Below are 14,969 nucleotides of genomic sequence, written 5' to 3'. Positions count from 1 at the left end.
CAGAGCAATATAACAGTTTTAAAGTGTAGTTTTTATTTGTATTATTTTGAGTAATAATTTAAAAATTTTAATATAATTCAATTATCTATTATGCCTAACATATACTCTTTCCTTTCAAAAGTCGCTTTACCCACTATCTTATCAAATGCTTCTATTGCTAGTGCTATAGAACAGTTAAAGTTTGATTCTATGAAAACACTCAAAACGTTTCCTAGGAACTTAAGAGCTATTAAAAAAAGAGTTGACTATATATATAACATATTTCTAGATTCAGAAGATCAACAAAGGGAGCGAGAAATAGCTGAATCATTCAGAGAAACAGTAGGTAATTCTTTAGATGAATTAGAAAAGTACCTTGATGAACAGCAACAGGTAAAGGAAGAGATATTATTCTTTGAAGATGCTTTCATTGAGCTAATAATAAAAGTTCTTGAAAGTATTTTGGAGTTTCAAAATAAACTAGATAACTTGTATCCTGGAGCGTCAAAAGATATAGTTGATTATTTAGGTAATTTATTAGTTGGTATAATAGCTGTACAAATGCCTGTAGTTGGTTTAATACTCAAGGGAAGTGGCTTATTAGACTCAGTAAAATCTTTTCTCAGTACTGAAAATCTAACTAAGACAGTAGAGAATTGGCAAGAAAAACTAGAAATAGTTAGAGAAAAACGAACCGAAATAGAAAAAAGTACAAACCTTAAAGAAAAATATTCCAAAGCTACGCAGATTGTTGAAATCACAGAAATAGCAGGGGTGTCACCTGTAGCTGTAGCAGAATTAGGGTTAGATATTGACTCTTTTAAGAAAATTAATAAATTGGTTGTACAAGATCCAAAAGAAAAAAAATCTTTTAAAAAACTTATTGACTTATCTGAAGAAATCCCTCATACTAAGGATGATATAATGGGAGGTGTTGACCTTCTACGTAAAGGTATGACTAAAATCCTTGGGAATATACCTAATCAAGGAAAAGATCTAAAAAAATCAATTGAAACCGAATTATCTCACATAAAAGAAAACCTCATTGCTGCATTAGATCCCAATAAAAGCATTCTTGAGAAGTTAGGATATTGCCAAAAAGCAGCCAAAAATATATTGATTATTGAGTCAAAAATACAAGAAACAGTCAAATTAATACCTGACAGGGAAAAAATCACCACATCTTTTGCGAATTTAGTTAAGGATAAGACAAAAAATATTCTACCAGCATATTTTTTGAAAAACCTTACATCGTTAAGAACCCCGTTAGAATCGTTGTCTGAACTATTACAAGTAGGAAATGCTATGAAAGTAGTCCTTGAAAATAGTAGTAGTAAAAACCAAGGTGTAGTACGAAAAAGGTAACATTTTTAACAAACTACACGCGAATTAGGGATAAGAATTAACTAATTCTTATCCAAAATTGGGGTAAACTACTTGAAAACTATACACTTGCTGTAATTTTGGTGTATAGTTATTCTTTATCTTTCATTTTATGTATACTCGGTGAACTTCAAGAATTGGCGTCGTCGTGTCTAAAGATCGAAGCTGCTCACGTACTAATGTACGCCTAGTAGCTCGACTTTGACACTCCTAGCTCTTCTTGAAGTTGACCTTCGTCTACCCCCAACTCTTCATTTACGAGCAGTTATAATATGTCAACTAATCAACAACAATCAATAGCAGAATTAGAATATGGAGCTGACTCCATCAAAGTTTTAAAAGGTCTTGAGGCAGTAAAAAAAAGACCCGGTATGTATATTGGTGATACTGACGATGGTTCAGGATTACATCATATGATTTATGAGGTTGTTGATAACGCAATCGATGAAGCTTTAGCTGGTTATTGTAACTTAATTGAAATAATACTAAATGCAAACGGATCTGTAACAGTGCGTGATAATGGACGTGGGATACCTGTTGATATTCATGAAGAAGGCATATCAGCAGCTGAGGTTATTATGACTCAACTGCATGCTGGAGGCAAGTTTGATCAGAATTCTTATAAAATATCTGGTGGATTACATGGTGTTGGTGTATCTGTGGTAAATGCTCTGTCAGAATGGTTAGAACTTAAAATTTGGCGGGCTAATAAGGAGTATTTTATAAAATTCAGAGATGGTGCTACTGAAGTACCATTGTTACTGAAAGGAGATTCATCAGAGAAGAATGGTACTGAAATTACTTTTCTTCCATCTGTTACAACTTTTAGTACGATCGAATTTAATTTTGCTACTGTAGAGCATAGACTTAGAGAACTAGCCTTTTTAAATTCCGGTGTAAGGATATTATTAAAGGATCATCGTTTTTCTGAACAACAGGAAGTAGAATTCTGCTTCACTGGTGGTGTAGAAGCTTATGTCAAGTATGTTGATAGAGCCAAAACCTCATTACATAAATGTATAGCACTCAATACCAATAACCAAGCAACAGGGATTACTTTCGAACTAGCTATGAATTGGAATGATTCATATCATGAAAATATTTTATGTTTTACCAATAATATAAGGCAGCGTGATGGTGGTACGCACCTTATTGCCTTTAAAGCCGCTCTTACTAGAGTTGTCACAACTTATATTGAGAATACTCAGCTTAACAAAAAAAATAAAGTAAATTTCACTGGTGATGATACGAGAGAAGGTCTCTCATGTATTTTATCAGTAAAAGTACCAGACCCTAAGTTTTCTTCACAAACTAAAGATAAATTAGTTAGTTCTGAAGTTCGACCTATCGTAGAAAGTGCCGTATATACTAAGATTTTGGAATGGTTTGAAGAACATCCTAGTGACGCAAAAATAATTATTAATAAAATTATTGAAGCTGCAACTGCTAGAGAAGCAGCAAAAAGAGCAAGGGAATTAACTCGTCGGAAATCGGCTCTCGAAATTTCTAACTTACCTGGAAAACTTGCTGATTGTCAAGAGAAAGACCCTGCTCTTTCAGAGTTATTTATTGTGGAAGGAGATTCTGCCGGTGGTACAGCAAAGCAGGGTAGAGATAGGAAATTTCAAGCAATTTTACCACTGCGAGGTAAAATCTTAAACGTTGAAAGAGCTAGATTTGATAAAATGTTAAACTCTGAGCAAGTAGGGACTCTAATAACAGCTCTTGGCACTGCTATTGGTAATGAAGAGTTTTCTTTGGAGAAGTTAAGATATCATAAAATAATTATTATGACTGATGCTGATGTTGATGGTTCGCATATCAGAACCTTATTACTTACTTTCTTTTACCGGCATATGCGTCAATTAATTGATAAAGGATATCTATATATAGCTCAGCCGCCTTTATATAAAATAAAAAAAGGTAATAACGAGCTTTACTTAAAAAATGAACAAGCTCTGCAAGATTATTTAATCAAATCTACTATTAGTGATGCAACAATTATGTTGTATAATGGGGCAGAGATCATTGGTAATGATCTTGAGGGGGTAATAAAGGCGGTTATTAGGTTCACTACGTTACTTGACCAAGTAAGCAAAAAATTTAATCGGCAAATTGCAGAATGTCTAGCTATAAAAGATTTATTAGGTAATCAAATATTTGATGAAAATAAAACAAATGAAATAAATCAGGCTTTAAATATTTTAAATCTTGGTGATATTACACCTGATAAGACAGATTGGCAGTTTATAGTTAACGCAAATAATATAGAATTTTTCCGTTTTGTTCGGGGGGTAAAAGAAAGTAAAATTTTATCAAAAGAACAGCTTGAGTCTTTTGAATTTATTCAGCTAGCTAAAGCATTTACCCCACTTGTAAATTTATTTATTGGACAAGCAAAGTTGTTGATCAAAAATCAGGAATTTATGATTACGTTACCTAGTATCTTGCTGAATTATATATTAGAACATGGTAAAAAAGGTATATCTATTCAACGTTTTAAAGGTCTTGGAGAGATGAATTCTGATCAGTTAGGAGAGACAACATTAGATCCACAAAAAAGAACTTTACTGCAAGTTAAAGTACATGAACAAGATAGTGCCGAGGTGATTTTTTCAACATTAATGGGAGATATTGTTGAACCTAGAAGACAATTCATTCAAGCAAATGCTTTGAATGTAGTTAATTTAGATGTTTAAAACTCATAGGCACTCCCTTAAAGGTTAACTAAGTTTTTATAGCAAGAAGTAGAAGTGTATTGGGATACCATTCATCCAAATGGTGACTAAAAATAGACATCATCAAGATAGGTTGTGTAACGATGAAAAATTACTTGAACCAAATTAAATTGGGTATACTCTTCTGCTTTAAAGAATTGGCTTTTGCAAATACTTGTGGAGAATTCGCGTACAAACAATGGTTTACTACGCCTAGTCCGCTCGCCTCTTGTTTTACGCTCCAATTCTTCAAATTATTTGAGTATATCAAGATTGCATTTATGGTGTTCATGGGCTTTTTCGCTTTTGAAGCAAATGCTCAAATTGTACAAGCATCTTCGGTTAACGAGATTAAAACATATACTTCTCAATTTGATGGCGAAAACACTCTTATTTTATTTGACCTCGATTATGTGCTGTTTGTCCCACGGGATAGCGTGTTGAGATATGTGGGCGAAAAAGACAATTATCGCTCAAAACACCTCAAAGCCATCTTTAAAGATTTCCAAGGAAAAGAGATTGCACTTAATGGGCGTAAAGTACCGATGGCTGAGTATTTAACTAGTCAGATTTTGTCTTCTATTAAGGTTGAATTGCTTTCTCCAGACATGCCAAATTTTGTTAACGAACTTGATGCTCAAAAAATGACTATTGTTGGGTTTACGGCCAACAGCAGTGGGAACTATGGTATCGTTCAGAATGAAGCACAACTTCATTTATCACGCTTAAAGTCTCTTGGATATCATTTTAAAGATAATGGTGATTTATTAAAGGAGGACTTTCCTAAATGTATCTCTCGTGTTATATTCACGAACAAAACAGATAAAGGGAAAGTGCTTTTAGGTTTCTTGGAGCAATTAAATAAAAATTACAAAAATATCATTTTTGTCGATGACCACTTGAAAAATCTAATTTCAGTGCAAAATGTACTTAAAGATAAATATCCTCAAATTAATTATCTAGGTATTCATTATACTGAACTCAAAGATAAAAATGAGGTATTAAATCAGGATATAGCAGATAAACAGTTTCAAGTATTATCCCAAGAGCATATATGGCTGAGTGACGATGAGGCACAAGCTCGACTGAAGATGAGATCCATCCGAAATTCTGATTAAAAGGGATCAAATTTCAATTCTAGTTAACCACCTCTCTCTTACTCAAGGCATTTTGTACAATATTTATGTCCTCTGATAGTGATTTTTTGTCCGAAAATTACACTTTTTTGCTCCTACTTAGAAATATTCACAAAGGCTAATTTTACAATTCACATTTAACCTAATTTTTCTTTACATTATTCAACTTTGGCTTTATTTATTCCTCATTTGTAATAAAACTGAGGCTTGTTTATCACTTAACCAAATAGATTGAGTTTTAAGAAAATTTTGCTGCAAAGTAGAAATATTGTTTGTAAATTTTTGTTCTACAAATTTATCATAGCTATATTCTACTAGCACTATTTTACCAATCTGATTTTTTAGGTGTTTTTCAATAGAATCTAAATTTTGAGGTTTATCGTCTATCACCACTATCTTGCTATAGGCAGTATGTTGTTGATCAAGGTATGCCTTGAGAACTAATCCCTTTTCATATCCTCTTGCAAAAATAACTCCCTCAATGGCTTTTGGCTGGGGTCTTTTTTGTTTATCACTTTTTATTTGACCGTGATATCTTTTATCAAACAATAATCCTTTATCTTTAAGCATATCAACACGATCTTGTTCCTGATCAAAATATGGATTATTTGGTCCCATTGATGTTAAGGCAATAACGTTGTAACCATTGAACTTTAGAAACAAAAAGTGTTTCATTAAGCTTGGTTCAATTAGCTTATATTCCATCTGAGCAGCAATAAGTGCATATATATTTTTTCTCTGAGCTAGACCTTGTGATTTTTCAATGTCATCAAGAAATTTATGACGTACTTCACGATTATTATGGCTTAAATAGCTGTCCTTAGGACAAAGAATAACTCCATCAATATCAAATACAATTAGCGCATCTTTACCTTTTATTGTGTCATTTTTAATTTGATCAACTAAATTATCAAAAGAATGTAGCTTTATTCTTTCAATACTTGCAAATGCTTCTATTACGATAAATTGCAAAATTAGAATTATTAAAATTTTTCTCATAAAAATTCTCTATTCATATTTTTAATGATGATTATTATTAATATTCAAACTTAAGTTGAGTTATTTTTGCTTATTCTTTATAATTATTCGTAATAATATGTTTTATACGTACCGTTAGGGCATAATTTCTTTTTCAACAGTTTCATTATATGAAAAAATTTCTAACATTATTCATATTACTAATTATTTATAGTAATACTTTTGCTCAAGAACAAGTATCTAATTTAATCACTCCAGTTAGTTATTTTGTCAATCATGAGCAACAACTTAGAATTCTTGATGAATATTTAAATAAATATAGACAAGCAAGTATAGTGGGTACTAGCGGTATAGGTAAAACTCAACTGATTAGGATGTATGGTTATGAGAATAAAAATAATTATGATCTTATTTGGTTTTTTGATTGTAACCTTGATTTTGATGAACAATTTGTGAAATTAGCCAAACAACTCAATATGGTTAAACGAACTAATATATCTGAAGAAGTTACTTTAACAAAAAAAGAAATAATATCATATTTAACTACTACTACTAAATGGTTATTGGTGTTTGATAATTTAAAAGTTAATGAAAATAAAAAAGTACAAGATTTAATCGATTGGGAACATAATGGTCATGTAGTGTTTTGCTCGCAAGATAATGAAAAGTTACATAACATTATAGCCATGCCACTACTCGATCACCCTACTATTGTAGCTTTAGCTAATAACTTATTAGACAATAAAAATAACAATAATATTAAGAAATTTTGAAACAGCGATTTCTTATCTTATTAAATCATTAAAGATTTTAGGTAAACTTGATGATGATGAATCTACTTATTCTCTCAAATTTAATTTTATATCTCATATATCTGGATCTTATATGTTTTTAGGAGAGATAAAACTTGCTGAAGAATTTCTTAAAAAGATAGAAAAATTAGTAAAACAAAGAACAATACAAGAAGCTGATCTATCTATAATATATTCTTTAAAAAGTGCATTATTTAATATGCAAGGCAAATATAAGGAAGCTTTAGAGGGTGAAGATAAAATTATCGAACTATTTATAAAAAATGGATCGCATATTAATGACCCATACTTTACTGGAGCTTATATGCCTAGAACAAAGATATTGAATTCCCTTGGTAGATATCAAGAAGCTTATGCTCAAGCTCAACAGTTATATTATATACATAAGCCCATAAAGAATGAAGATAATGAAATATTTGCAGATATTTATACAGAAATGGCAAGAAGTGAATTAGGTTTAGGTAAAATAGATAAAGCTTCTGAATACATTAATAAAGCTATTCCCATATTTTTAGCAGATGAAAACAACAATCCGGAAAAAACAAATTATTCTAAAAATCCTAGCTTAGCAGCTAGTTATGTAGTACAAGGTGATAGTTTGTTTGCTCAAGATCAGCTTAAGCAAGCTATAGAATCTTATAAAAAAGCGTTTGTTATATATCATTATTTATATGGAACTAGAAGTAAAAATGTTGCTCAAGTAAGTGAATTATATAACAAAGGGGCAAAAGCTGCCTGTAAATCAAAAGATATATATAATTATAAATTTTTTGGTAAACCGCAAATTAAGGAGTTTGGCATACACCACCCTAATACAATTGATATGTTTGAATATTGCAAACAATATAACATGGATTTGTGGGCCAAAAATCATTAAGGGGATCTAAGCTGTATGATTTATATAGGCCTAGGACTAAGGATCAGGTTTTAAACAACTTACTAAGGATGGGTTGCTATTTTTAGCCTTACCCCAATTACGATTGTAAAGTTATATCTTATTTCCTGTAACTTCACTAAATGTTTAGTTTTAGGGTATGATGGTTAGTAATATGTAAATAAACATCAATATGGGAGCGAATAATATATGAAACAAATTAAGCTTATATTAGATTTTAGGTATTATGGTATGTATGGAATACTAATTTGTATTCCTTATATGTGTATTCTTAAAATTTTATATATATCAGATGTCAATACACTTATCCTCACTTTATTAATTCTAGTACCTTTTATATTATTTGGAGCTATAGCGTTAGAATATCATTGTACAGATTTTTTAATTGGGGCAGATAAAGTTTCATATATTAATAGTTTTATTAATTATACAAGGGTAGATATTAAGTACGAAGATATAAAAGAACTAAGTTTAACATGTGGTGTCTTACAACGTATTTGTGGATTGGGTGCTGTTTCAATGATTAGTAACGCAACTATGAATCAAGCTGGTGTAACATTTTATAGTCTAAAAAATCCCCATAGAGTTTACGAGCTGATTCAAGCAAGAATAGCTGAGCATAAGAAATCATAATTAAAATAACCATATGCAATGATAGGAAAAACAAATGAACCAAATAATAACGAATGACCATAATTCTTTGATAGAGGATATAAAATTTCTGATTATTCAAGCCAAAAGCCGAGTAGTAAGAGTAGCAAACTCTGAGATGACTATGGTATATTGGCACATAGGTAAGAGAATTAAGGAAGAAATCTTAAAAGATCAAAGAGCAGAGTATGGAAAGCAAATTGTTCAATTTTTAGCACAACATTTATCTCTAGAGCATGGCAAGAGTTTTTCTCGTGTATCACTTGTAAGGATGATCCAGTTTTACGATCATTTTTCAAATATAGATATTAGTTCGACACTGTCGCAACAATTAAGCTGGAGTCATATAATAGAATTATTGCCGTTGAAAGAACAAAACTAAAGAGAATTCTACGCATATATGTGTATTCAAGATGGTTGGAGTGTACGGCAACTTCGCACTAGCATCCATAAAATGACTTATGAAAGAAGCGAGTTATCCAAGCAATCTGAAAAACATAGTGGACAAATCTTGTCGTTATTAAAATCAAATAATGAATTAGTTCCAGAGTTAGTGTTAAAAGACCCATACATATTGGAATTTTTAAATTTGCCGGATGCACCTTATGAAAGTGATCTAGAAAGTGCTATTTTGCAGCAAATTGAACAATTTATTTTAGAGCTTGGTACAGGATTTTCATTTGTTGCACGTCAAAAGCGAATGACCATAGATAATGAGCATTTTTACTTAGATTTACTTATGTATAATCGGAAACTCAAAAGGTTAGTAGCGATTGAACTCAAAACTGGCAAATTTAAGGCAGAATATAAAGGGCAAATGGAGCTTTATATAAATTGGCTTAAAAAGTATGAGATCTTTGAAGGAGAAAACCCACCAATTGGTATTATTCTTTGCACTGAAAAATCACATGCTCAAATTGAGCTTTTGGATGTATCAGCAAGTGGCATACATGTAGCAGAATACTGGACCGAATTGCCACCTATTAAGGTCTTTGAGAAAAAAATTCAGGAAATAGTCCTACAAGCAAAAAATCGATATGACCAAAAAGCAGTAGTAAATATGAATGTTATTAATCAAGAGGAAGCGTATCTCAACTTTATGCCCATAAACTCCGTATGTTTGAACCTAACTATTCTACTTAGTTGGTTATCAGCTGTTATATTCTTGGCTGCTACTTCTGCTGGTAATTTATTCGTGCTACCGGTACTCTGCTCCTCACGTACATCATCGTCTGCTGCGGGTTAAGATTCCGTGGCTTCTTTAAATTCTTCAGCATAAACGAGTTTGCCAAAGATATCTAATATATAATCACTCAATACCCAAAATCTTATGAGTTTGTAAGGAAAGGCGATGACCATACTTAATGGCCAAATCAATAGCTAACCGTTCATTTTCTTTATTTAGCAACAGATTATTTTGATCCATAGGCTGAATAAATACTGGTATATTATACTTGCTTTGTCCTACTTCTGGTATGTTAGAGTATTTGGGGATATTTTTAGCCACCAAAAATTTTAGGGCATTAATATGAGATAGTAAGTCATCTCTCAATAGTGCATAACCATTTTTCCCAGCTTTTGGTGAACAAACTATATGGACTTTATCTGGAAGATTACGATATAATGTGCCATTAGTTTCAATTTGCACCATATAGTCCAAATCTACTAATTTATAGCACAATAATTCTATAGGTTGACGAAAAGGCTCACCACCAGTTATAACCACTAATTTGATATTAATCGTAAGTTTTTCAACTTCTTCGATAATATTGTTAATGGTTAACATATTAAAATCTTCAAAGTCTGTATCACAGAAATTACAAGCAAGATTGCATCCACCAAGCCTAATAAAAACAGCAGGCATACCTATAAAAGAGCCTTCTCCCTGAATAGTCTTAAAAATACTCTTAATTTCTAGACTAGTTCCATCATTAAATATGGCTGGTCTTTTAGGATTTTGTCCAAACATAATATACTCAGGTAGAATAAGGTCGTTGTGTCTAAAGATTTCAGCTGCTCCGTTACTCATGTACGCCTAGCTACTCGACTTTGCTACTGCCTAGCTCTTCTTGAAATTGACCTCTTCGTCTATCAACTCTTGAAATCATAGCAGTATAAAAGCCGATTATTAGATTCATTGAGGAAGCAATATACTAACAAACTCAGTTTTTGATAAGTCAACTACAGGCTTTACAAGAACCTTTTCTGCATTTGCTTTTTTTACGTAACCTACCGTTATGCCGTAAGGATAAATATTACCATAACCAGATGTTATAACTTTTTCGCCTTTTTGGACAAGATGAGTTTTTGGTAAATAGAGTATTTTGCTACCATTACCATAACCGCTCATGATGCCTTTTTCTTTTGAAGATACGGTAGTGATCGGGATTCGAGAGTTTACGTCATTAACTAAAATTATTTTAGAGTAATTGTTGCTTACTTGTATTACTCGCCCAACTAATCCTTCACTGTTGGTAACTATCTGATCAACTTCTACACCATGTCTCACTCCAGCTGACACTAAAGCAGTTTTACTGAAAGGGTTTAATGAAACACTTAGTAATTTAGCACTGACATAGTTATATTGTTCTTCTTCTACAACTGATAGTAGTTTTTTTAGTTCTTTATTCTCAGATTGGATCAAATATATATTACTATGTAACTTTCTTAGTCTTGCCACTTCTAATTGTAGTTCGATATTTTCTCTTGCTAAGTCTCGTAAATAAATAAAATTTTGGGTTATTAAATTAATTTGCTTAAATATGTTTTCATGAATTAGCAATCCACCAAAAATAACATGTCCAACGACTTCAAGAGAAATAGAAGAAAATCTTTTTGGAGCAGCAATAAATAAGTAAAGTGAGGCGATAACAAAAAATAAAACGAAACCACGTCTCAAAGTAACAAGTATAAATCTAGCAAACTCTACTATTTTACTAGAACGCTTTATTCTGTTTGCAAGTAATGCCATTGGTTAATCTTGTTTAAATAACACATGCTTAAATTTTTGAAAATCTTCTAGTACTTTTCCCGTACCAAGAGCTACGCATGATAGTGCTTGATCAGCAATAATTACCGGCAGTTTAGTTGCTTCTTTTAGGACATGATCTAAGTTTCGGAGTAATGCCCCACCACCAGTCATAACAATTCCCGTATCTACAATATCGGATGAAAGCTCTGGAGGAGTGCATTCCAACGCCACTTTTACTGCTTCTACAATTTGACTAATTGGTTCAATTAGACTGTCAGCAATTTGTCTTTCGTTTAGTAGCATTTCTTTAGGGATACCATGGATTAAATCCCGTCCTTTAATTTCCATTACTCTTGGTTCTAAACTATCATCTACGTAAGCAGCCCCAATCTGCTTTTTGATTTTTTCTGCTGTAGCTTCACCGATTAGTAAATTATAATGCCTTCTAATATAAGAAATAATAGACTCATCCATTTTATCGCCACCTACCCGTACTGACCTAGCATACACAATACCACCTAATGATAGGACTGCTACTTCTGTTGTTCCTCCGCCTACATCAACAATCATTGAACCAGTTGCTTCTGTTACTGGTAAGCCAGCACCAATTGCTGCTGCCATAGGTTCTTCTATAAGGTATACATCTCTACCTCCTGCACTCTCTGCTGCTTCTTGAATAGCTCTACGCTCAACTGGTGTAGAACCTGAGGGTACACAAATTATAATCATTGGACCAGTAAATGATCTACGATTATGTACTGTTCTGATGAAATATTTTATCATTTCTTCAGCTCCCTTAAAGTCGGCTATAACACCATCTTTTAGTGGTCTTTTTGCTTCAATGTCTGTTGGGGTACGTCCTAACATATTTTTTGCTTCCTGACCAAATGCGTATGGCTTAAATGCTCCGTCCACTTTAATCAATGCAACTACAGAAGGTTCGTTAAGTACGATTCCTTTGCCTTTGACATACACTAAAGTATTAGCCGTACCAAGATCTATGGCCATATCACATACAAATTTCCTGAAAAAGTTTGTTAACATTTTTATTTCTCCAAAATCAAATCATTTTAACGCATCAGGTTTCTTTAGAATGCATAATAACAAAATTACTGAAAAATAATATACATATATTTGGCAATAAAATAGCTAAGAAAGGGGGGGTTGCATTATATGCGAGTATTTTAAACAAAATCTCTAATAGGAAATAAATAATAAAACCTAGAAATAAGCCAATTACTAAGATTTTTTCTTGAGAATTATCACGTTGCTTGAGACTAAAAAAGCAGGCTGCTAAAATCACTGTGGTAGCCATAATTATAGGCTTAAATAACTGTTTATAGAAATAAACTTGATAGTTAGTTATTGGCAAACCAAATTCTACTAAATGTTTAATTATATCTGGTAAATCCCAAATAGCAATCATCTCAGGATTTATAAAACTATTTAGTAAGTTACTTATTGATAAATTTGTTGAAACGGTAAAATGCTCATATTGTTTGACATTATAGTTATCCGAAATTTTTACAGAAGTTAGTTTTAAATTATTATCAACTAAAATAGCATATTCCCCATCAATTCTTTTTAAGAAATTATTTTTGTCATCTAAAAATAATATAATAATCTTATTTAACTTATTGTTCACTACATCAATAGACCCAGCCTGAATAATTCTTTTATTGCCTTGATAATTCTCAAAAAATAGTAAACCAGATTTTGATATTATAAAATTATTAGATGTCTTTTTACTCAATTTTGCTTCTAAAGATTCATATTTTTGTAAACCAAATGTACCAATAGGGTTACATATAGTTATTAGTATTATACCAAAAATCACCGCTGCAAAAACTGGAACAGCAATAACCCTCCAAATATGTATACCATTGCATAAAATAGTTATTAGTTCGTTATGTTTAGTTAGTCTTTTTAGAAAAAATAACATCGCAATGAAGCTAAGAAGAGAAGCTACTTCATTAACTAAATAAGGTATTTTATATAATACAAGTTTCCAAAAAAAATGTGTTGGAATATATACAGCTTTAAATTTTTGCAAAAGGTCAAAGATATTTGAAAGAATTAAAACCCCGATAATCAGAAGCAATATACCGATGAAATAGCCACAATATAGCCTGAGTAAGTAAATTGAAAGAGTTTTAAAATTAATCATTTAAAAATAAAAATTGGTGACCGTAGTGGATGATTTTGATTCTATCGTCTATCAACTCTTCATTTACTAGCAGTATATTACATTTGATACAAAAGTTCAATGTGATTTTTATTAGACCTCTTTCGAAACTCGCTTATGCTGAGGGATTTGAAGGAGACGCGGAACGCAGAACCGCAGCGTACTCAGATGTACGTGAGGATTCGAGTACCGCATCGACGTACAAATCACCAGCAGAAGTAGAGTTTCGAAAGAGGTCTATTATAAAAATAACGAGCATTTTTATCTAATCATCTAGCTGTATAAACTACGAAATAATTATAAGATTATTATTTTTTAAAGTTAAATTCAGTAAGTATTGTGGGAGTAATTAGGGCCAAATAAAGTGAGCCGAAGGAAAATATAGAATCAATTATAATGTGAGCCAAGAAATTTTGAGAGTCAATTAAATCGAGCTAGACTGTATTTTTAATAAAGTCATTTAATTTGGGTTACTTGTTACCGATAAAAGCGAGCTGCTACAACTAGTCATATAGTTTTTTATCTCCATTTAAACCTCAGGAATAGGAAATGTTACATCTCCTGTAATCTTGAGTGAGTATTTCAAAGTATTATTATCTTGCGGTACTTCATTAATATCATTGATAATTGTTTTAGGAATGTCCAGACTGTTAACATTTCCATACAAATTAATTACAGCAACCTTGCCTATGATTGTTAAAGGTGCAACGGAATCTGAAAGTAATTTGCATCCAATATCATTACCACGAGCTTTAGTAATATCGTACGGGGTAATATTTTCTTTATTAGGTATAAGAGCAGATTTTTGGTCGTGTCTGATCAGTAGAGCCAATTCATTATTTTTATTTAAATCTGCCGCATAATGATAAACAGTATTACCATTTGCATCTTGACGCTTTAAGTCATAATAACACTTTTGGAGTAATAGCTCTAAAATCTCATATGAACCATATATAACAGCCACTTGCAAAAAGGATTGGTAAGTCGTATCAAGCACCGATTGATTTGTATCAATCGATCCTTTAGAATTAATAAATTTTTCAAGAGCATTGAAGTTTTTATTACGAATTAAGCTAACAAAGCTTTCGTTTTCAGATTCTGATAATCGTTGTGTGTCAGGCATAAATATAATATTAAGTTAGTTCTATGAATTATATAGGAATATTAATAAAAAATCAAGGGTTTTATCACATTTGTAAATCGTGGTCTAGCGAGAATCGTAAAACCTTAAATTTTGGACATTATGATGCCATGAGCATAAC

15 protein-coding genes are annotated in these 14,969 nt (G+C 31.8%); 9 read left to right on the top strand and 6 right to left on the bottom strand.

All coding sequences use genetic code 11. The annotated features are described in order from the left end of the window. Positions 1-90: 90 nt before the first annotated feature. The 3 genes from ACQH1W_RS00680 to ACQH1W_RS00670 all read left to right on the top strand — a co-directional run bounded on the left by ACQH1W_RS00680 (position 91) and on the right by ACQH1W_RS00670 (position 5,197). Positions 91-1,344: a hypothetical protein gene (locus tag ACQH1W_RS00680; protein WP_375332514.1), complete on the top strand. Its 1,254-nt coding sequence runs from the start codon at positions 91-93 to the stop codon at positions 1,342-1,344. Positions 1,345-1,634: 290 nt separating this feature from the next. Continuing rightward, positions 1,635-4,061: a DNA topoisomerase (ATP-hydrolyzing) subunit B gene (gene gyrB / locus ACQH1W_RS00675; protein ID WP_375332515.1), complete on the top strand. Its 2,427-nt coding sequence runs from the start codon at positions 1,635-1,637 to the stop codon at positions 4,059-4,061. Positions 4,062-4,183: 122 nt separating this feature from the next. Next, complete coding sequence (locus ACQH1W_RS00670; protein ID WP_375332516.1) at positions 4,184-5,197, top strand: DUF2608 domain-containing protein; 1,014 nt, start codon at positions 4,184-4,186, stop codon at positions 5,195-5,197. Positions 5,198-5,389: 192 nt separating this feature from the next. Here ACQH1W_RS00670 and ACQH1W_RS00665 read toward each other — a convergent pair whose 3' ends face one another. After that, a complete protein-coding gene (locus ACQH1W_RS00665; protein ID WP_375332517.1) occupies positions 5,390-6,214 on the bottom strand; it encodes a DUF2608 domain-containing protein in 825 nt (274 codons plus the stop codon). A gap of 149 nt (positions 6,215-6,363) precedes the next feature. Here ACQH1W_RS00665 and ACQH1W_RS00660 point away from each other — a divergent pair, with 149 nt between their 5' ends. From ACQH1W_RS00660 to ACQH1W_RS00640, 5 genes are all read left to right on the top strand, one after another. Further along, the gene (locus ACQH1W_RS00660; protein ID WP_375332518.1) at positions 6,364-6,966 is read left to right on the top strand and encodes a hypothetical protein; all 603 of its coding nucleotides are present in this window, start codon (positions 6,364-6,366) and stop codon (positions 6,964-6,966) included. Between the two features lie 112 nt (positions 6,967-7,078). Continuing rightward, positions 7,079-7,882, top strand: coding sequence for a tetratricopeptide repeat protein (locus ACQH1W_RS00655; RefSeq protein ID WP_425361061.1), 804 nt, complete (start codon positions 7,079-7,081; stop codon positions 7,880-7,882). A gap of 207 nt (positions 7,883-8,089) precedes the next feature. Further along, positions 8,090-8,533 carry a PH domain-containing protein gene (locus ACQH1W_RS00650; protein WP_375332520.1) on the top strand — a complete coding sequence of 148 codons (444 nt, stop codon included), beginning with the start codon at positions 8,090-8,092 and terminating at the stop codon, positions 8,531-8,533. Between the two features lie 34 nt (positions 8,534-8,567). Continuing rightward, complete coding sequence (locus ACQH1W_RS00645) at positions 8,568-8,933, top strand: DUF1016 N-terminal domain-containing protein (RefSeq protein WP_375332521.1); 366 nt, start codon at positions 8,568-8,570, stop codon at positions 8,931-8,933. A gap of 18 nt (positions 8,934-8,951) precedes the next feature. Further along, entirely contained in the window at positions 8,952-9,797 is an 846-nt protein-coding gene (locus ACQH1W_RS00640; protein WP_375332522.1) for a PDDEXK nuclease domain-containing protein, read from the top strand. A gap of 63 nt (positions 9,798-9,860) precedes the next feature. On the opposite strand, the gene ACQH1W_RS00635 is transcribed toward ACQH1W_RS00640, so the two are convergent. From ACQH1W_RS00635 to ACQH1W_RS00620, 4 genes are all read right to left on the bottom strand, one after another. Next, complete coding sequence (locus tag ACQH1W_RS00635; RefSeq protein ID WP_425361193.1) at positions 9,861-10,520, bottom strand: 7-carboxy-7-deazaguanine synthase QueE; 660 nt, start codon at positions 10,518-10,520, stop codon at positions 9,861-9,863. Positions 10,521-10,685: 165 nt separating this feature from the next. Beyond that, complete coding sequence (gene mreC, locus ACQH1W_RS00630) at positions 10,686-11,522, bottom strand: rod shape-determining protein MreC (RefSeq protein ID WP_425361060.1); 837 nt, start codon at positions 11,520-11,522, stop codon at positions 10,686-10,688. Positions 11,523-11,525: 3 nt separating this feature from the next. Then, entirely contained in the window at positions 11,526-12,566 is a 1,041-nt protein-coding gene (locus tag ACQH1W_RS00625) for a rod shape-determining protein (RefSeq protein WP_341751642.1), read from the bottom strand. A gap of 34 nt (positions 12,567-12,600) precedes the next feature. Then, positions 12,601-13,689 (bottom strand): LptF/LptG family permease, encoded by a 1,089-nt coding sequence (locus ACQH1W_RS00620; RefSeq protein ID WP_341763027.1) that lies wholly within the window; start codon positions 13,687-13,689, stop codon positions 12,601-12,603. A 35-nt stretch (positions 13,690-13,724) separates the two neighbouring features. Here ACQH1W_RS00620 and ACQH1W_RS00615 point away from each other — a divergent pair, with 35 nt between their 5' ends. After that, positions 13,725-13,976 carry a palindromic element RPE1 domain-containing protein gene (locus ACQH1W_RS00615; RefSeq protein WP_341763026.1) on the top strand — a complete coding sequence of 84 codons (252 nt, stop codon included), beginning with the start codon at positions 13,725-13,727 and terminating at the stop codon, positions 13,974-13,976. Positions 13,977-14,236: 260 nt separating this feature from the next. On the opposite strand, the gene ACQH1W_RS00610 is transcribed toward ACQH1W_RS00615, so the two are convergent. After that, a complete protein-coding gene (locus ACQH1W_RS00610; RefSeq protein ID WP_375332523.1) occupies positions 14,237-14,830 on the bottom strand; it encodes an ankyrin repeat domain-containing protein in 594 nt (197 codons plus the stop codon). Positions 14,831-14,969 lie beyond the last annotated feature (139 nt).

Origin of the sequence: Candidatus Tisiphia endosymbiont of Stenodema calcarata (assembly GCF_964030695.1) — a bacterium.
Lineage (GTDB): Bacteria > Pseudomonadota > Alphaproteobacteria > Rickettsiales > Rickettsiaceae > Tisiphia.
Note: the sequence above shows the minus strand (reverse complement) of the source record. Positions and strands in the feature narration are given on the sequence as shown.